Annotated in this window: 10 protein-coding genes and 2 tRNA genes; 5 read left to right on the top strand and 7 right to left on the bottom strand. The window is 65.7% G+C overall.

Annotation, left to right across the window (positions count from 1 at the left end; translation table 11 throughout):
• Window positions 1–15 precede the first annotated feature (15 nt).
• Window positions 16–104 (bottom strand) — tRNA-Ser (locus tag BEP01S_RS04855).
• Window positions 105–953: 849 nt separating this feature from the next.
• Here BEP01S_RS04855 and BEP01S_RS04850 point away from each other — a divergent pair.
• Window positions 954–3,023: an LCP family protein gene (locus tag BEP01S_RS04850; protein ID WP_062241214.1), complete on the top strand. Its 2,070-nt coding sequence runs from the start codon at window positions 954–956 to the stop codon at window positions 3,021–3,023.
• Window positions 3,020–5,290: an FAD/NAD(P)-binding protein gene (locus BEP01S_RS04845; RefSeq protein ID WP_062241082.1), complete on the top strand. Its 2,271-nt coding sequence runs from the start codon at window positions 3,020–3,022 to the stop codon at window positions 5,288–5,290. Before BEP01S_RS04850 ends, BEP01S_RS04845 begins: the two co-directional genes overlap by 4 nt.
• 256 nt (window positions 5,291–5,546) lie before the next feature.
• On the opposite strand, the gene BEP01S_RS04840 is transcribed toward BEP01S_RS04845, so the two are convergent.
• Complete coding sequence (locus BEP01S_RS04840) at window positions 5,547–7,943, bottom strand: YhgE/Pip family protein (RefSeq protein WP_062241080.1); 2,397 nt, start codon at window positions 7,941–7,943, stop codon at window positions 5,547–5,549.
• Window positions 7,940–10,900, bottom strand: coding sequence for an MMPL family transporter (locus BEP01S_RS04835; protein ID WP_062241078.1), 2,961 nt, complete (start codon window positions 10,898–10,900; stop codon window positions 7,940–7,942). The genes BEP01S_RS04840 and BEP01S_RS04835 overlap by 4 nt, the downstream gene beginning before the upstream one ends.
• Before the next feature lie 135 nt (window positions 10,901–11,035).
• Between BEP01S_RS04835 and BEP01S_RS04830 the strand changes: the two genes are divergently transcribed.
• On the top strand, window positions 11,036–11,698 hold the full coding sequence (locus BEP01S_RS04830) for a TetR/AcrR family transcriptional regulator (protein WP_244882070.1): 663 nt from the start codon (window positions 11,036–11,038) through the stop codon (window positions 11,696–11,698).
• A 41-nt stretch (window positions 11,699–11,739) separates the two neighbouring features.
• The gene (locus BEP01S_RS04825) at window positions 11,740–12,720 is read left to right on the top strand and encodes a hypothetical protein (RefSeq protein WP_062241210.1); all 981 of its coding nucleotides are present in this window, start codon (window positions 11,740–11,742) and stop codon (window positions 12,718–12,720) included.
• A 20-nt stretch (window positions 12,721–12,740) separates the two neighbouring features.
• Here BEP01S_RS04825 and BEP01S_RS04820 read toward each other — a convergent pair whose 3' ends face one another.
• Together BEP01S_RS04820 and BEP01S_RS04815 are read right to left on the bottom strand one after the other, a co-directional pair.
• Entirely contained in the window at window positions 12,741–13,934 is a 1,194-nt protein-coding gene (locus BEP01S_RS04820) for a C45 family autoproteolytic acyltransferase/hydrolase (RefSeq protein ID WP_062241076.1), read from the bottom strand.
• Between the two features lie 25 nt (window positions 13,935–13,959).
• Window positions 13,960–15,042, bottom strand: coding sequence for an MBL fold metallo-hydrolase (locus BEP01S_RS04815; RefSeq protein ID WP_062241074.1), 1,083 nt, complete (start codon window positions 15,040–15,042; stop codon window positions 13,960–13,962).
• Window positions 15,043–15,354: 312 nt separating this feature from the next.
• Between BEP01S_RS04815 and BEP01S_RS04810 the strand changes: the two genes are divergently transcribed.
• The gene (locus BEP01S_RS04810) at window positions 15,355–16,800 is read left to right on the top strand and encodes an APC family permease (protein ID WP_244882068.1); all 1,446 of its coding nucleotides are present in this window, start codon (window positions 15,355–15,357) and stop codon (window positions 16,798–16,800) included.
• A gap of 74 nt (window positions 16,801–16,874) precedes the next feature.
• Here BEP01S_RS04810 and BEP01S_RS04805 read toward each other — a convergent pair.
• Window positions 16,875–16,962, bottom strand: a tRNA-Ser gene (locus BEP01S_RS04805).
• A 122-nt stretch (window positions 16,963–17,084) separates the two neighbouring features.
• On the bottom strand, window positions 17,085–19,688 hold the full coding sequence (locus BEP01S_RS04800; protein ID WP_062241072.1) for a maltokinase N-terminal cap-like domain-containing protein: 2,604 nt from the start codon (window positions 19,686–19,688) through the stop codon (window positions 17,085–17,087).
• Window positions 19,689–19,775: the final 87 nt, after the last annotated feature.

The raw sequence follows: 19,775 nt of genomic DNA, 5'->3' as shown, positions 1-19,775 counted from the left end.
GGGTTCTGCCGAACGCGGAGCCGGTGGGATTTGAACCCACGGTCCCCCTATTGGAGGACTTCACCTTAGCAGGGTGACGCTTTCGGCCGCTCAGCCACGACTCCATCTGCAATGCTTCGATCCGCTCCGGCGAAATGCACGGCCACAGACCTTCCAGCACTACGGGCTACAGCCTAAGCGAAAGGAGCCATCCAGGGCAAAGCGCAGCTGCTCAGAGTGGGCTTCGTCATAGTCGAGTCGACCACTGATGGGCGAGAATCCGGGCCGAACGTCCCCTTTGTTCCGCTCCCCCACACCGGAATTCCAGCATTCATCAATGTCCGGGCGTAAAATCGGCGTGATGTGCTTTGCGGTCTGGTCTCAGATCTTCGCGGGAACACCGATCGGAAAACCGATTGCCGAGGTGCGTCCTGCGCCCGAACTGGGAACGGCGAGCGGGCCGTACTGCACGAGATGACAGTTTTTGAGGAGTAGACAACTTGCCAGAGTTTCCCCCTGACAAGCGCGGACCGCATGGGAGCGACCCCGATTCCCAGACAACAGGTCGTCGGCTCCGCGCCTCCTCTCGCCCCCGGTTCCGTGGCGACACCGCCGCCAGTGAAAGCGACTCGACACCGCAGTCGAACGCGCCGCAGCAGAATTCTCGGCCCTCGCAGCCTTCGCGCTCTGACTCCCAGCGTCGCGACTCGCACCAACTGCCGACCTCGGCGGTGAACCCTCGCCGGTCCCGCACGAACTCCGACCAGGGCTCGAGCCAGAACAGCTCGAGCCAGAACTTCGAGCGGTCCTCCGGCCCACGTTCCGACTACTCGTTCCGCTCAAGCTCGCGCGCATCCGGCGATCAGTCGGACAACCGATTCGGCAACAGCAGCCGCGGAGATGGATCTTCGGCTCGGTCGCCACACGCTCCGCCCCCACGCCCGGTGGCCCCGCGCACTCGCCGCGAAGCCCGCATGTTGCGTGCGGCCGCCGCCAGCGGAGCCTCAGCAGCCGGAGTGGCCGCGGCAGCAAGCTCGAACACACAGGACAATCCGGTCGTCGGCCCCCAGCACGGTTCTGCTCACGACGCCCCGCGCACATTCGCACGGGACGAGTCGACCGCCTCGGCGAGGGATCCCCGTGGTTTCGACCGCACGGACGACGACGTGGACACGGACTCCACTCCGACGACGCGACGCGATGCCCGCGAACGATACTCGGCCGAATCCCGCGGCAGGGGCAGGAAGAAGTTATCCGGCTGGCGAGCTGCGCGTAACGCCTCGGCCGCAGCAGCTGTCGGCGCAGGTGGTGCCGCGGCCGCAGCTACAGCCGGCAGATCATCGGCCGGAAGTGCATCGGACAGCGCGGACTCCGCCCATGACGAGAAGTCGACCGGTCACAGACCGGAACGGGCCCGCCGACATTCCTCCCGCCTCGGCGAATCATTCCCCAGCCTCGTCGGCTGGACTTCGCTGAGCACCCTTCTGCCCGGCGTCGGACTGCTGCGCACACGCTTCCGGCCCGCCGGACTCGTCGTGTTCGGACTCTTCGTCCTCACTCTGCTCGTCGGGCTCGTCTACCTGCTGGTCAAGGGACCCGTGCGCGCGGCCGCCACGGTCGTCTCCAGCCCCTCGCTGCTGAACTTCCTCGCCATCGCCGCCGTGCTCGTGGCCGTGATCTGGATCCTCGTGATGGTCGTATCCCACCTCGGGCTGCGCCGCGGGCACCGATACCGGCCCTGGCAGAACAAGATGGCCGGCGTCCTCGTCGTCTCGCTCGCACTCATCATCGGCATTCCACTGGGCGTCGGCTCGGTCTTCGCCCGCGTCCAGTCCGATACGGTGGCGAGCCTCTTCGGCGACAGCACCGGCAAGGCCCACAGCGCCGAGGATCTCTGGGCGGACAAGCCCTATATCAACGTCTTCCTCATGGGCCGCGACAACGGCGACGACCGCGAAGGCACCCGCCCGGATACGATGCTCGTGGCCTCCATCGACACGAAGACCGGCAACGCCGCACTCATCTCCGTGCCCCGTAACCTCGCGTTCCCGATCTTCCCCGAAGGCAGCGAACTCGAGAAGGCCTGGCCAGACGGTTTCCGCCCCTCCGGTGACCCGTCCGAGGACCTCATCAACGCCGTGTGGCAGTGGGGCGAACAGAACCCCGACCAGATCGGCAACCCGCACGGTCTCGAGCCGGGAATGTGGACGACGATGCAGGCTGTCGAAGGGTCCCTGGGACTCAATCTCGACTATTGGGCCTCCGTCGACATGGCCGGATTCGAAGACGTCGTCGACGCCATCGGCGGAGTCAAGATCGACGTCGAACGCCCGATCCCGATGGGCGGCGGAAAGTCGCTGTCGGGTGTGAAGAACGAGGTCTACGGTTGGGTCGATCCCGGCCCACAGACGCTCAAGGGCAAGGACGCACTGTGGTACGTCCGCTCCCGCGAAGGCAGCGACAACTACGACCGCATGTGCCGTCAGCAGCGGATGCTCAAGACCACGCTCGAACAGGTCGACCCGCAGGAAATCGCCACGGCCTACCCGAAGCTCGCGAACTCCGCGACGCGGAACATCGCCACCTCGATCCCGCAGAATGAGATCCCGGCCTTCATCGAGCTCGCTCTGATGATGCAGAAGGGCGACGTCACCACGGTCCAGATCAACAACGACGTGACCCCGACCTACGATCCCGACTATGACGTCCTCCACGACTGGATCCTCGACGAGGTCAAGGGCGCATCCGACGGCGAAGAGACCCCGAAGCCGACGAACGACGGCAGCAAGTCCCAGGAGTCCGGCGACAGCGCGGATTCTACCGAGGACAGTGCCACCGACGACACCGGGGACACCGCAACCGAGGAACCGTCCGATTCCGCGGACGGATCCACGGATGAGGCCGGCGCCGAGGCGGACGCCACCGAGGCATCAACGCCGGGTGAGCCCGACGCCGAAGGCAAGTGCTACCCGAAGGGCTTCAAGCCCGGTGACGACTTCCCCGGCTACCCGGGACCCAACGGCGGAACCGGCGAGCAGGGGTGAGCCAGGCTCCACAGACTCCTGTCCCCGCGGTCGCGATCATCGGTGTCGGACCGCGGGGTCTCACCGTTCTGGAAAGGCTCGTGGCGCTGGCAGCGAAGCGCTTCGCAGGCGCCGCCGAGACAGCGCTGACCATCCACCTCATCGACCCGTACCCGCCCGGCGCGGGCATCGTGTGGCGCACCGACCAGCCCGAGACTCTGCTGATGAACACCACCATCGCTGAGCAGACCGTCTTCCCCGACTCCAGCTGCACCTTCCTCGGCCCCGACGAAGCACCGACCGGCCCGTCCATGGCCGAGTGGTACGTCGCCAACGGCGGCACCGAACCGCTCCACTCGACCTTCCCCAGCCGCAGCCTCTACGGCCGCTACCTCCGCGACGCCTACCGACGGATCCGCGCGAGCGCACCGGACTTCATCGAGATCGTCGAGCACCCGACGAAGGCCGAATCCGTCATCGATCTGCCCACCTTGGACCTCCCCACCCCTGAGGCCGAGGGTTCACGGGCCACGGTCCCCGAACAGCTCGTGCGCTGCCAGAATGGCACGACGATCGTCGCCAGCGCTGTCGTGCTCGCCGTCGGCCACATCCCGAGCGCCCAGCCGGAGGAACGCGCCCGCTTGGCCGCGTTCGCCGAGCGCAATGGCGGGCTCTACCTTCCGCAGGGCCTGCCCGCGGAGACCCCCGTCACCGAGGTGGCCCCCGGTGAGCGAGTCATCGTCCGTGGCATGGGGCTCAACTACTTCGACCTGCAGACCCTGTTCACTCATGAGCGCGGAGGCCGCTTTGTCCCCGAACCCGGCGGCCAGCTGCGCTATGTGCCCAGTGGTGACGAACCGCGACTGGCGCTGGGTTCGCGGCGCGGAATCCCGTATCGCAGCAAACCGATCTGTCACGAGCATCCGCGTCGGGACTGGCCGCTGCGGTTCTTCACGAAGGACAACATCGCGTTGCTCGCCGGCCTCGATGACCTCGATGGGGAACGCAAGGCCGGTGCCCGGTTCAATGATCAGCTGTGGCCGCTCATCCTCGCTGACCTGCGCCTGGCGTACTATCACACGCTGTCCCAGGTCCGTCCCGAAGCGTTCGCCGATGACCCTGGCCAGCTGCGCGAAGCCATCGGCGAGGCGGTCTCGCGCCACCTGACTCGACGCACCTGGCAGGAGACCCACCCACAGTCGACGGGCGAAGCCGGTGCGGCCGAGGCTCGTGCGGGGGTAACCGCGCGTGCCGGGGCCAGTGCCGACGCGACTGCTCGTGTGGGGGCAAGTGCCACGACCACCGAGGAGGCGGCCCGACAAGGCCGCGTCACCCGTGAGGCCTTCGCTTGGTCGGAGATCGAAGAGGCGCTCGTGCCCGATCCCGCCGACCGCATGTCCCTGCACACCCTGCTCAACCCACTCGAAGGGGAGCTCTTCACCAGCCGTGAACCCGGCGAGCCCGGATCACTGCACGAGTGGATGCTCGACTTCCTGCGCACCGATCTGCGCAGCTCCCTGGCGGGCCCGACCGGCAGCCCGGAGAAGGCGCTCTTCACCGTACTGTGGCAGTCCCGGCTGCTGCTCAAGGAGCTCATCGTCGCCGGTCACATCGACCGCGTGAGCATCGACATGGAGATCCTCGGCTGGTTCGAGGGCTTCGTCTCCGGCATCTGCGACGGGCCTCCCCCGCAGCGGATCGCCGAACTCCTCGCCCTCGCCGAGGCGGGAATCGTGTCCTTCATCGGCCCCGACATGCGCATCGAAGAGAACCGGGCCGCCCTCGAAGCGAATGCGAACGACGACGAAGCAGTGGCCGGGGCGCGAGCGGATGCGCTCGGTGCCGAGCCGGTGTCCCGGGCACAAACGGATGCGGTCGGCGCCGACGCGCAAGCACAAGGACCGCGACCGGAGATCTTCACGGTGACCTCCGCGCAGGCCGCCGGCGAGATCACCGGCAGCGTCGTCATCGATGCCGCGTCCCCTACGAACTCCGTCTCGCGTGCTGCGGACGTGTTGCTGTACGGAATGCTCGAACGCGGTCAGCTCACCGCGGCACGTCTGACCTTGGACGACGGTCGGGAGAAGTTCCTCAACGGACTCGCTCTCACGCCTCGGCCCTATCGCACCATCGACGTTGAGGGCAACGTCCACCCGCGCCGATTCGCACTGTCAATCCAGCTGTCGTCGAAGCAGTGGGGCCTTGCGATCGCCGCGAACCCGAACACCGATGCGGCCACACTCAACGACTCACACGCCGCCGCCGAGGCGATCCTCGACCTCCTCTGAAGCCCCGCGGACTCGCGCCCGGCTCCAGATGCCGCGCGCTGAACGCGAACAGCCCGGTTTGAGGTGAGCAGCCCTGTTTCAAACTGGGGCTATTCACCTCAAACCGGGCTGTTCGCAAACGCCTCTGGCGCGGCCCCCTAGAGCGCGGACGCCGGGGCGCGACACCCCAAGGGGCACACCGCGCTAGGGCGTAACCGCCAGGTCGCGGTGCGGGTCCTAGGCGCCCTAGGCCCCGGGGCGCGGCGCGGCCTGGCGCTTAGGCCATTTCGAGGGCAGCTTCGGGCTTCGTGGTTCTTGCTCGGACGATGGCCAGCAGCGACATCACGATGCCGATGACCGCCCAGGCCAGCAGTCCGCCGTAGGCAGCGGCCTGCCCGGTGGTGCCCGCGGCGATCGCAGCGAAGCCGTTCATCGACGGGGTCAGCGGCAGGATCGGCGCCACGAAGTCGAAGAACTGCGGCACCGCCCCGATCGTCCGACCGGCCACGGCCAACACGACGGCGATGACCGAGAGGAACCGGCCCACTCCCCCGAACCACGCCACGAGAGCGAAGTTCAGAATCATGAACACGATCGCTGAGACGAACGTGAGCACCGCGATGTCGAAGCCTTGGATCGCGTCGATGTCCATCACGGTGACCGCGAGGATCGAGAGCACGAGCGCCTGCAGCACGCCGACGACCAGGCCGGGCAGCAGTCCGCGCGCCCAGACGGCGAGCGAGGACTTCGTCGAGAGCAGGGCCCACGCCGGGATCGGCTTGAGCACCGTGTAGGTGACGAGCCCGCCGATCCACAGGGCGAGCATGATCAGCAGCGCGATCGTCGATCCCGCCAGCACGTCCGTGACACTGTCCGTGTCGGGGGATTCGATATTCGCCGAGGCGACCTTCGCTAGGCGGTCACGTTCCGGAGCCGTGTAGGACGGCACTTCGTCCGCGCCGTCCTTGACGCCGTCGGCGAACTTGCCCACGCCCTTCGCGTACTTGCCGGTGCCCTCATCGAGCTTGTCCAGGCCGGCCGCCAGTTCGGAGGTGCCGGTCGCGGCCTCAGAGACACCGTCGGTGTACTTGCCGACACCGGTGCTGTATTCGTTCAGCCCATCACTGAGCTGACCGGCACCGTCGGAGAGTTCGGAGGAACCATCGGCGACCTTCCCGATGCCCTTGGACAGGGCCGGCATGCCGTCAGCGAGCTGCTGGTTGCCGTCGGCGACACCGGCGGCTCCATCGCGCAGTCCCTTCGAAGCCTCGAGCAGCTTCGGAGCGTTCTTCGAGATGTCCTCCATGCCCTTCATCAGCTCACCGAGGCCGTCTTCGAGTCCCTTGACGAACTTGGACACACCGTCGGAGAGCTGCGAAGCACCCTTGGCGAGTTCATCGGAACCGCCGAGGAGCGACTTCCCGGTCGCCGCATCCTTCTCATCGAGCCCGTCGGCAGCCTGGTTGAGACCGCCCGACGTGCCGTTGAGCAGCCCTTGAGCGTAAGCCTGCTCGATGCCCTTGCAGACCTCGTCAGGGGTACCGGTCGGACACATCTGGCCCCGTGCCTGCTTCGCCTCTGCGTCGGTCATGATGCCCGCTGCGACAAGTCCGTCAAGATCCGGCTGAGTCCCGGCCAGCTGATCGGCCTTGTCCGCGCCCGACTTCAGCCCATCCTGGTACTGGTGCAGTCCGTCGGACAGTCCGGTCGCACCCTTGGAAACGCCGTCGGCGCCCTTCTCGAGCTCCTCGCCGCCCTTCGTGATCTCGCCGAGGCCGCCTTCACCCGAGTCACCGGATCCGGCGAAGCCCTTGATGATCTCGTCGATGGACTTCGTGTACTCGTCGACACCGTCGGAGAGCTTGCCGGAACCGTCCGCCAGCTTCTGCGTGCTGTCCGGCAGCTTCGCTGTCTGCTTGTCGAGTTCGTTCAGGCCACCGGACATCTGCGAGGCGCCCTTGGACAGTTCACCGGCACCCTTCGACAGCTCCGTGGCTCCGGACTTGAGCTCGCCGCCGTTGTCGCCGAGCTGCTTCATGCCCTTGGACAGTTCGCCAGCACCCTCAGCCGACTGTCCGGTGCCTTCCTTAAGGCCTTCGGCACCCTTGTCGAGCTCCCCGGCGGCGTCACCGAGGTCCTTCATCTGCTCGCCCATCTTGTTGAAGCCGAGGTAGATGTTGTCGAGGTAGGTCTCCGTCATCTTCGTGTTGAAGGTCGTCCGCGCCACCTCGGCGACGGATCGGGAGATCTGCGTATCCAGCGCAGGCGCGGTCCCGGACACGTCGACGTCGAGCTGCGTCTGCGTCGCCGACTTCGCATCATCGACCGAGGTCACAGCGCGGGAGAAGCCTTCGGGGATCGTCAGCTTCGCGGCGTAGGTGCCGTCGGACAGCCCGTTCTTCGCATCCTCTTCGTCGGTGATGACCCAGTGGATATTGTTCTCGTCCTCGCCCACCAGGCCGCTGGTCAGCTGACGGCCGATCGGCACGGTCTTGCCGTCGACCTTCGCCCCGTCATCGTTGTTGACGATGGCCGCTTCGATGGTCTCGAGGCGATCGCCGCTCTTCCACGTGGCGAGGATGAATCCGGCCGCCACGATGATCGGGATGAGGACCAGGCCGAGGAGGGAGAGCCAGTTCACCGGCTTCTTCGAGTTCGCACGTTCGAGTCTCACGACTGCACACCTTCCATGTTGGTGCTGTCGACGGCGTGGGTGTGTTCGCCGTCGGATTCGCTGTCGGTTCCGCCTCGCTCATCGGGTCGAGCCTCGTCGAGGTCGAGGTGGAAGTAGTTCGTTTCGGGGCTGAAGATCCCGGTCACGTCTCCGTCGGGCAGGCCGAGGATGACGGTGGTGCCTTCGGCGACCAGCTGCGGCAGGAGGTCGCGCAGGTCTCGTGCCGGTCCGGCCGAGTCCCGTGCGCCGTCCGCGAGCTTCTCCGCTCCGTCGATGATGAGCAGATCCGGCGCCGAGGCGGCCATCCGCGAGATGTCGCGCGGGCTGATCGTCTGGTCGGCTTCACCCCGACTGAGGTCGAGGTAGGGAACCTGGCGACGGACCCGTCCGGCGTGCTCGGGCAGGACGTGCTGTCCGATCTTCATCTCTCCGGCAGTGAGTCCGACGCGGCCGGAGACAGCCAGCAGGAGGGCCTGGCGGGCGGCGCCGGTGGCAACGAGGATCTGGCCGGGCAGCAGGGAGATGTCGACACGGGCGAAGCCGCGATCGCCGGAGTACACGCCGATTCCGCGACCGTAGACGCGGTAGTCCGAGTTCGGTTCCGGCCAGTCGCGCAGGGCCACCTCGTGGGCGAGGCCTTCGCCTTCGACGTCGAGGCGCGGCAAGATCCTATCGAGCCACTTCGGCAGCCACCAGGCCTTGTCGCCGAGCAGCTGCATGATCGCCGGCACGAGCGACATGCGCACGAGGAAGGCGTCGACGAAGATGCCCGAGGCCAGGGCGAGCGCGATCGATTTGATGATCGGTTCACCGGCGGGCACGAAAGCTGCGAAGACGGAGAACATGATGATCGCCGCGGCCGAGACCACGCGGGCCGACGAGGCGAAGCCGGCCCGGATGGCCTCCTTGGCCGAGGCCCCGTGGACATAGGCTTCGCGCATGCCGGACACGAGGAACACCTCGTAGTCCATGGCCAGGCCGAAGAGGATGCCCATGACGATGATCGGCAGGAAGCTGATGACCGGCCCAGTCGAATCGATCCCCAAGGGGGCGGCGAAGAGTCCGTCGTGGAAGACGAGGACGACCGTACCGAAGGAAGCGAACACGGACAGTAGGAAGCCGCCTGTGGCCTTGATCGGCACAGCGACGGACCGGAAGACCATCATGAGCAGGATGATAGAGAGTCCGACGACGAAGATGCCGAAGGGCAGCAGAGCCTTGCCGAGCTGGTCGGAGACGTCGATCTGAATCGCAGTGGCACCGGTGACGGCGGTGTCGAAGTCGAAGTCGTCTTCGATCTCCTTACTCAGGTCCCGCAGCCGATCGACCGTGTCGAGAGTCGCAGGATCGTCGGAGGCAGTGGTCGGAATGATCTGGAACAGACCGACGGTCGCGTCCCGGTTCGGGGTGGCCATGATGACCTGTTCGACGCCGTCGACCTTCTCGATGCGCTTCTCGATCTCCTCGACGTCTCCGAGCGGGTCGTCACTGGTCACGATCTGGCTGGTCATGACCAGGGGTCCGTTGTAGCCGGGCCCGAAGTGTTCGTCGATGAGGTCGTAGGTCGCCCGCGCCGGGGTGCCCTGCTCCTGGTCACCTGCGGTGGGCAGGGACAGCTGGAGCTGGGTTGCGGGGATCGCGAAGAGCGCGAGTCCGCCGACGATGACGACGATCGTCAGCAGCGGGATCTTCGTGACGGCCTTCAGCCACCCGGCGAAGAACTTGTTCATGATCGTCGGCGGGTACGGGTCGCCGCCTTCGGCGCGCGCCTCGTCGGCGATCTTCTCCCGCATTTCTGGGTCGGTCACCTCGGAGGCGGTGGTCGCGGAACCAACGCCCGCCTCGGCGCTGGTCGATGTTCCATCCGCCGAGGCGGCCGTACCGTCCGTCGCCCGCTGAGCGGCCGCGGCGAAGGCCTTCCGGTAGCGCTTCGTCGGCTTCGGCGTGATCTTGGCCTTCACGAGTCCCAGCAGGGCCGGGACCATCGTCAGGGAGATCATCACGGCCACGGCGACGGAGCCCGAAGCGCCGATGCCCATGATCGTGAGGAAGGGGATTCCGGCCAGGGAGAGCCCGAACAGGGCGATCATCACGGTCATGCCCGCGAACACGACGGCGGATCCGGCGGTCGCGACGGCACGTCCGGCCGCCTCGATGGGGTCGTGGCCCTCGGCGAGGAGGTCACGGGAGCGAGAGACGATGAAGAGCGCGTAGTCGATGCCCACGGCCAGGCCGAGCATGAGCGCGAGCATAATCGACGAGGAGTTGATCGTCGCGAATGCGGTGCCGCCGACGATGAGCAGCACGGAGATGCCGACGCCGATGAGTGCGGTGATCAGCGGCATGCCTGCGGCGCGGAAGGAGCCGAGGGTGAGCAGGAGGACGATGAAGGCGATGACGACGCCGATGCCTTCGACCCAGGAGATCTCGACACCGGTGATCTGGAAGAGCTCACCGCCGCCTTCGACCTCCGCTCCGGGCAGGGCGTCGCGCAGCGGGTCGAGGGCGTCGATGAGGTTGTCGCCGGCGTCCTCGCCGACGTCCTGCTGAGTCCCGTCGTACTGGACGGAGATCATGGCCGCCGTCTCGTCCTTGCTGATGGCGCCCTCGACGAGGTCGGAGTATGGAGAGGTCACCGTGTCGACGTGAGGGAGGTCCTCGATGCGATCGATCTCGTCTTCGATCGCGTCCTTGTACTTCTCGTCCTCGACCGAATCGCCGTCATCGGCGACGACGATCACCGAGGCGGAGACACCGGCGGCTTCGGGGAACGTCGACTTCATCGAGTCGAGAGCGGTCTGCGCCTCCGAGCCCGGGAGCGTGAAGTCGTTGTCGAAGTCCTTGGAGAAGGCTGCGACTCCGGCACCGATGAGTACGAAGATCAGAAGCCACGCGGCGATGAATCGCCACGGGGTCCGATACGCACGACGGCCCAGGGCGTAGAGGAAAGTTGACACGAAAACCTCGATACAAAAGTGTATTGGATACAGTATTGTATTGTTGTGCAACACCCACCATCCATGCAAATGGATCCCAGAATTCGCGCGGATTCTCATAGGATGCTCAGCCGCCGACAGGACCACCGCCACGAAATGACGATGAACACAGACGAACTCAGCCCGCGCAGGCGCCAGACCCGAGCCACCCTCGTTCAGGCCGGCACCTCGGTCTTCGCCGTACGCGGCATCGACGGCGCCTCGATCGAGGAGATCTGCGAGGCCGGAGGGCTGACCCGCGGGGCGTTCTATTCGAACTTCTCCAGCCGTGACGACCTGGTGCTCGCGATCATCGAGATGCGCACCGAGGAGAATCTCGATCGACTCGATGCCACGATCCAACGATGGACCGAGCAGCTGACCGCAACGGTCGAGGTGCCGGAGATCAAGGCACTGATGACGACGTTCATCGACGACGTCTTCAACGAGAAGAAGCAGACCGTCGCCGAGACCATCACCGAGCAGGAGATCGAGCTCTACTGCCTGCGGGTGCCCCACCTCCACGCGCGCTACGTCGAGCTCAACAACTCACAGTTCGAGCGTCTGGCCGCACTGGTGACCACGGCTCTCGACGTGGCCGGAGCGACGACGAAGCAGCCGATCGGCGACTTCCTCACGGTCATCATCTCCGTATTCAACCGGATCGCGCTGAGTGCAGCGGCAGACAAGGCGATGGATGAGCACGTCGACATCGACCCGAGCCTCATCGTCGAAGTCCTCATGCACCTCATCGACTTCTGCCCCGACGACGAGGACTGAACACGCTCGACGAAGCGGCCCAAGGCACTAAGGTGGTGCCCGTGAACGAACTCCAGCGCGAATTCTCTGCTTTCATCAACAATATGGACGTCCGCCTCGGCGCGTTCGTCCTCGCCGACCTCCCCGAGACCTTCGAGAAGGAGGATGGGGAGACCGTGAAGTTCCCGAAGGACTTCGGGCCGCAGTCACTGCCGATGCTCGAACTCTTCGTACTCTCGAAGTTCCCGAACACCGAGGAGATCCTCAAACCGGAGCACCGCCGCTTCTTCGAAGGACTCATCCGCTACCTCGGCGAAACCTATCTGCGTGCGATCGGCGGGGTCTGGGACCACGACGAGTCGACAGGCAATGGGATGCCGTTCATCCGCCCCGACAACGCCGACGGCCCGGCCGCCGGTGAGCCGATCCCGCTGGTGGGCATCGTGCTGGCCGCTGTCGATCAGCGCAGCGCCGAGGTCTTCACCGCGGTGCTCGAGAAGGCCAGGGAGCTCCTCGGCGGGGACGGCCAGCCGCGACGCAAGTGCACGGGGCTCTCACTCGGCGTGCTCAACGCCGAGAACTCGAGTGAGGAAGAGGTCGAGTTCCTCTCCCGCTTCATCGGCACCGTCGAGCCGGGCATCGCCGCCTGGACTCAGGAGCAGGCCGATCCGAGCTCGTGGGGCTTCGACCGGGAGAGCCTGGCCCGCCTGGGCAAGCAGGTCGCGGTCCGCTACGACGGACCCGACGACATGATCGCCGAGGACGAGACTCCCTTCACCGCCGGCGCCATGCGTTTCATCGGCGAGACGGTGCGCCGCATCGCCTTCGGCCAGTGGCGCTACGGCGCCGGGCTCGAAGCCGATGATCCGCGCAGCAAGCAGCCGTTCATCCGCTTCGTCATCGGCGAGCAGAACCTCGACCTCGTGCCGTGGCGACTCATCCAGGCCGCTCTGGAGAACGACGATGCAATCGCCTCCGCCCTCGACGCGGTCATCGAGATGCGCGAACAGGAAGCCGCCGAGGCGGCCGAGAGTTCCGACTGACCCTGCGCGGAACCGCGGGTTCAGAGCTGGAAGCGACGGTTTCCGTTCAAACCCTCGGCCGGTGAGCCGGGTGCGAGGTCGATCTGCTTGCGCGCCGGATCGATGCGCACGCTCACCAGGGTCGCCGAACGATTCCCGTAAGCGGCGTCGGGTGCCGGCGTGCAGCACACCGGTGCTTCGCCCGGCCCTGTGGTCAGCAGCTTCGTGAGATCGCCGACCGTGACGGGTAGGTGCGCTTCACCATCCGATGAGGCGGCACTCTCGGATGAGCCCTCGCCGTTACCCGCGACGGCACGTTCGGCTTCGAAGCGCACGACTGCCTCGGCGAGGTGACGGTAACGCTCCTGCGAGGTCGAATCGGGGCGCAGCTCCATCGCGCCGTCGAGCAGATCCGGGTGCAGAAAATGGTTCGTGTGGATGAGGAACCCGGACTTCCCCGTCTCTCCGTCGCTCGGGCTCGCCGCCCGTGCCCGCCGTTCACGCTTGAGTGCACCGGCGATCTCCACCTGGACAGCCTCCTCGGCTGTGATGACGGTGATGATCGACGACGATGAGGTCGGGGCCGAGTCGATGATCTCGAGCGCCTCGGCGAGGGTGCCCGCTTCGGCCAGGACCCGGGCGAGGATCATGTGGATGGGCACTCCCCCGGCCTCGTCACCGGCGTGTTTGAGGATGTTGAGCAGCACCCCGACGCCTGCCTCATTGAGTCCGATCTTTCCGAGCATTCCGAACTCGGCGATGCCGACGTGCCGGTACTGCCCGGGCACGGAACCGACGTCGTTGAAGTGCCACAGTGTGGAGAAGTCCGCCGCCCAATCCCAATTCTGCGCGGCCACGGACGCGCCCGGGCTGGTGTGGCTCACAGTCGAGCATTCGGTCGGCGCGGCCGCTGCCTGAGTCATGATCTCGGTGCGGGCGATGATCTCCATGAGCCCGGTGACATCGATGCCGGCACCTGCGGCCACGGCTTCGACCTCCTCGGCGCCGGTCGGCCACCATTCCCGGAGTTGCTGCCAACTCGACGCTGCGGCTGACTGCACGGCCGCCTCGGTGATGGACAGGTGCGAGAAATAGCGCCGATACGCGTCCAGGGTGGAGACGATTCCCGTGCGGAGCTCCTCGCCGCGCTGCTGTCCGCGGGCAACGTGGTCACTCGCGCGGACGGCGAAGGTCGTGGGCCGCACCTCGGCGGCGGGGACGAATTCGGTGCTCATGGTGCCTCCTCCTTCGGCCGGTGGCTCAGTCCTTGCCGACGAGTGAGCCGACGCCGATGTCGATACCGAGATAATGCATGTGCGCGGCGGTTTCGGCAAGGGCGGCGAAGAGGTTGAAGTTGTGCAGGCTCTCGAAGCCGCGCGACCAATGCAGGCCCGCCGCGATCGAGTAGACGCTGTGGTCGTCGGTGGCCTCCATCCGCGCGCGGATCTCGCCGAGGCGCTCGTGGTGGTGTTCGACGAGTTCGACCTTGCGGTCGTGGAGTCCGGTGAAGCGGAAGCCGTGCGCCGGCAGAACGGCCACGTCCTCGTCGAGCTGGCCGATCTTCTCCAGCGAGCGCAGGTAGTCGCCGAGGCTGTGCGTGATCGCGCCGGAATCGAGACCGATGTTCGGGGTGATCGTCGGCAGCACGTGGTCTCCGGAGAAGAACAGTTTGTCCTCGTCGCGGACGAACACCGAGTGTCCGTAGGTGTGCCCCGGCGTCCACATGGCCGTCACTCGACCGTCCTCGAGCGGGAGTTCGGAGCCGTCGTCGAGGACATGGATGTTCTCGGGCAGCTGGCTCATCGCCTGTTTGTACAGGTCCATCGAGTCGTTCTTCGACCCGCCCTTGCTCGATCCGACCTGGAGGCTCTCGACTTCGGCCCAGCGGTCTTCGGGGACTCCGTAGACGCGGGCGATATTGAGGTTCGGATCGACGCCGGTGCCGAGGTCGACGGCATTGGTGTAGAAGCGTTTGATCGCGCGCAGGTCCTCGCCGTGCATCGCGATCCACGCATCCGGATTCTTCGCGAGCAGCGCGGGAGCGAGCCCGATGTGGTCGCGGTGGTAATGGGTGATCGCGAGACCGTGGATATCGGCAACCTTGAAGCCGAGATCGGCCAGCGCCGAGGTGAGCGCCAGGTACTGGTCCTTGCCGTCCCAGCCCGGGTCGATGAGGACGACACCAGTGCCGTCGGCGATGGCATAGCAATAGGTGTAGACGAGGGGGTTGTTCGGGATCGGGACCGGAAGGGCCCAGACTCCCTCGGCGACTTTTTCCACCGGAGGCAGGACGCGATCCTTCCATGCCGCCGACTGCTGGGAACTGAGCGTTTCGATCGCCATACTTCTCTCACACCTCTCATGGGGGCAACATTGTCCGTTGACTGCAATCTACTCCGTTTCCGTTGAGAACTGACAGTTCGTTCGATAACCGGGCCCGGAATTCACTGTCGGGACTACCGATATCGTCGTTCAACTTGCCGTTCCCCATCGGAAACGTTGCGATTTGGCACTGATACCCAAGGAAATCCTCGGCGAGGGTTTCGTTTTCAGTACTTTCAACGTTAAGATCATGACGCACATCACTTCCGGGTCGGTCGTCGATGTCGACATTCTCGGCCCGGTGGGCGGCAAGACTCATTGGGGAGGATTGATATGGCTGCCTCTGGCTCACTGAAGCGCAACCTCGGACTGTGGTCCATCGTCGGACTCGGGCTCGGCTATATGACGCCGACGGTCGTGTTCGACACCTTCGGAATCGTGTCCGGCGAGACCTCGGGAGCCGTGCCTTCGGCTTATCTCATCGCTCTCATCGTCATGATCTTCACGGCGTTCAGCTACGGCAAGATGGTCAAGGTCTTCCCCACCGCGGGCTCAGCCTATACGTATACGCGGGAGACGATGTCGCCGGGACTCGGCTTCCTCGTCGGGTGGACGTCGCTGATGGACTATCTGCTGCTGCCGATGGTCAACTGCCTCATCGCGCGCCTCTATATGGAGTCACTCGTTCCCGATGCGCCGCCGTGGGTGTGGGTCGTCGTCTATACGGTCGTCATGACCGGCATCGTCACCTCGTCGATGCGGGGAACGGCGAACTTCAACGCCGTGCTGCTCATCTTCGCGGTCACGATGGTCACTCTCTTCTGCATCTTCGCGATCGTCAACCTCACCAACGGCGAGGGCGCCGGAGTCGTGTTCAGCCCCGAGCCGTTCGTCCACGAAGGCGTGAAGCTCTCGACGCTGCTCACCGGCGCGACCGTCGTGTGCTTCTCGTTCATCGGCTTCGACGCCGTGACGATGTACACGAACGAGGCCAAGCACGTGAACCTCATGCCGAAGGCGATCATGCTCACGGTCGTCTCCGGTGGCGCCATCTTCCTCGTCGCCAGCTACTTCGCGCAGCTGCTGTTCCCCGACAACTCGCAGTTCAACATCGTCGACGATCCGCTGCCGGAGATCGGATTCCTCACCGGCGGTCACGTCTTCCAAGGCTTCTTCCTGGCCGCGGCATTCGCCGCCACGATCGCCTCGGGGTTGGCCTCACACGCATCCGTTTCGCGCATGCTGCTCGTCATGGGGCGCAACGGCGTGCTGCCACGCAAGGCCTTCGGCTACATCAACCCGAAGACGCACACTCCGGTGTTCAATATCGTGCTCGTCGGTGCGGTGTGCCTGCTGGCGATGTCGTTCAGCCTCGAGTTCATCTCTGCGCTCATCAACTTCGGTGCGCTCATCGCCTTCACCTTCGTCAACCTCACGGTCATCGCTCACTACGCGTTCCGGACCCGGCAGGTTGTGGACTTCAAGTCGGCGTTCAACTTCGTCGTCATGCCGGCGATCGGAGCGATCCTCACCGGTGTGCTGTGGGTGAGCCTGCATGAGACGGCGCTCATCGGCGGACTCGTGTGGTTGACCATCGGCGTCATCTACCTGGCCGTTATGACCCGCGGGTTCCGGCGCTCCGTGCGCAGCTTCGACGACCCTGAGGCCGACGCCGAGATGTCCGAACCCGAGATGCCCGAGTCGGCCGAGGGTGCTGGGGCACCCGAGGCTCCTGGTGCTCCTGGTGCTCCGGGCCCAGAAGCGCCGGTCCGCGACTGAGGCTTCGGCACCGGGATGGACGAAGCCCCCGGACTCTTCGCTGCTGGCGATGAGTTCGGGGGCTTCTCGCTGAGCGGAAGCGGTGGGATTCGAACCCACGGTGCGGGGTTGCCGCACAACGGTTTTCAAGACCGTCTCCTTCGGCCGCTCGGACACGCTTCCATTGGTTCGTCCACGCCTGTGTCAGCGATGGAATGAACCCGGCCTGCTCGACACGAGGTCGAGCCACCATAGTTTCTCACAACCGCAACAGCATCTGCCAATTGGCGGTTGAGGAGTAGAGGTCAGTCCTTCTTGCGCTTCTTCATCCGGTTCCGCTTGCGTTCGGTGCCCAGAAGGTCGTCGAACACGGAGCCGTTCCCAGACTTCGAATCATCGCCGGACTTCTCCGAGGACTTGTCAGAGCGTGCCACGGCTTCATCTCGGCTCTTGTCCGACCGGTCGGAGACCTGTTCACCGAACGTTCCACGGTCGGTGCCGGAATTCTGCGAACGCTCATTCCACGTATTGCCGAGCTTCGGTGCGTCCTTCGGCTTGGCCGGCTGCGGCTCGTGACCAGCGCTGTCCGCATCCTCCGAGGTGGCACCGCGAGCCGCGAAAGAGGCCGGTACTCGTCGAACCGGAGCTTCCGCTTCTTCCTCCTCGACGAACTCTTCGTCTGCAGCCGGAGTCGCTTCGGGCTCATCGTCTTGGGGCGGAATCACAGTTGAGTCCTCGACGTCGTCGATGTCGGGGTCTGCGACAGCGTCAACGGTGTTCTCCGCGGTATCAGCGACCTCGACCTCTTCGGCTTCGGGTTCATCAACTTCGGACTCGCTCTTCTCGGAGTCACCGGCTACCTGCGATGCAGAGGGAGTTGCGTCTGCTGCGGTCTCGGCCTCGGGTGCCTCGGCAGCTTCGGGTTCGGCCGTGGCAGATTCGTCCGCTCCGCTTGTTGCAGCGGAGTCTTCGGACGATGCGCCCTCGGAGCCCAATTCGTCGAAGGCAGAATCTTCGGCACCCGCGTCATCGGAATCCGAGTTCGCGATCGCAGCCGCAACGGCACCGGAGGTTCCGCGGGGTGCGGCAGCGACAGATTCCGAATCGGCTGCTGTCGCCTCGTCTGCAGGTGGAGCCACGGCGAATGAGTCGCTCGACCCAGCATCCGCGCCCGAACCCTCGCCACCGGCGGCGGCGTCGGACGCGTGCGATCCCTCGGCTGCGTCAGAACCAGCCTCGCTGGATTCGGCCCAGCTGGGACGGGTCTCGGCGGCCTCTTCGGTGCGGGACGGCTTGCCCTTGAGGACGAGGGTGAGCGTGGCCAGCGGCACGGACAGCCAGTTCGGGCGGTTGCGCAGTTCGGTGACGACCTCGACGAGAAGTCGGTCGACCAGCGCCGCGCGCAGCACGGGATCGTTCAGCCCGATGCTGTCACCGCGAGCACGCGAATATCCGGACAGCAGCGAGTTCTGCACCTGCGAAGCCCACAGGTATTCGGGCGAGTCGAAGATCTTGCGAAGCGCCCCCGGATCATTGCCGAAGCCGCTGACGACCAGCGAGCCGTCCTCGGAGTCCAGCGCATCAGTGCGCTGCAAACGAGCGAAGCCGGCGGCGTAGTCGATGCTGCGCAGCAGTGCCACGAGGTCGAAGGCGGCGGGCTTCGGATCCGAGTTCGTCGAGTCCGTGAACTTCACGACCGAATAGCCGTCGGTCGAAGAGCTGACCACGTGGTCGAGCGTCAGCTCGCCGTGGATCTTCTGCAGGGTGCCGATGGTCTCGAGTGCCTGCAAGCGGGCACGGTGCCCGCGCAGCTCCGGGACCAGCGAATCCAGGGCCAGAGGTGCCCGGCCGAGCGCCCAGTCGATGCGTTCGACCCACTTCTGCACGAGCTGCCTCGTCGGTTCACCGGCGCCTTCGACGACACCGAACTCGGCGGCCATGTCCGTGTGCAGCTCTCCGATGCGCCGGCCCATCTCCGCAGCGTGGGCGTTGTAAGCCCCGATCGAACCGGAGTCGACGGCGCACACCGTATTGACGGCCTCCCGCCAAGCGGGCTCGGCGTCCACATCGACGTGGGAGAGCAGCGCCATCGGCGCCTCCATCTCCTGGACCTCGAACATGTCGTACCAGCGGCCCGAGCCCCAGCCGATGACCTCGGGCACGCTGCGCGACCCCGCCTCGGTGAGGAGGACGGGAATCGTCAGCGATGACGGCATTCCGTTCTCGAGGACGCGGAAGAAGGAGAGCTCCATCGGCTCGTATTCGTCGTGGATGACGACGGTCGACTTGTGCTGTCCGGAGTCCGAGACCTCGATCGGGCGGATCTCAACGGGCATGACGTCCTCCGCCCCCACCGTGAGGTCACCGATCGATGGCTTCGGTGGGACCGCCTCGGCGGCGGTGTTCGTCGATCCATGCGCCGAGGCGGCATCTCCGTTCGCGGTCACCGGGAACGGCATCGGCGCACGGTCCCGGGCCTCGGTCTTCTCCTGGCTGTGCCGCAGGGACTCGGTGGACAGCTGCCCGCCGTCGAAGACCTTGCGCTTCGTGATCGCGTCGGCCATGAGGTTGACGAAGACGGGATCGGCGGCGCCGTCGTAGACGTATACGGTTCCGAGTGCGAGGTCATCGATCCGGCCGATGAGGGCGTGGCGCAGGTGCATGTCCTCGGCACCGCGCAGGGTCAGGGGGATGTTGAGACGACGCAGGGTCGGGCCATCGCCGACGGAGATGACGGTCACCAGACCGGCGAAGCCGCCGAGCTCCTCGGCGGTGTAAGTGAACGCGCGGGCCACCGACATGGGGGTGATGTCGGGGTCGGTCCCGAAATCTGCTGCGTGCTTGGGGAACCACGGCTGTCGGGGTATCCAGCTGGCTAACAGTTGTTCGAGCTCACTGCTGATGGCCATGACGTCTCCTAGAAGGGATTACGGGCATCCTCCATCCAATCATGATATGGGGTGTTCGCGGTTCAGGGCGCACCCGAAACCCCGAAG

This window comes from Brevibacterium epidermidis NBRC 14811 (assembly GCF_001570805.1).
Classification (GTDB): Bacteria; Actinomycetota; Actinomycetes; order Actinomycetales; family Brevibacteriaceae; genus Brevibacterium; species Brevibacterium epidermidis.
Note: the sequence above shows the minus strand (reverse complement) of the source record. Positions and strands in the feature narration are given on the sequence as shown.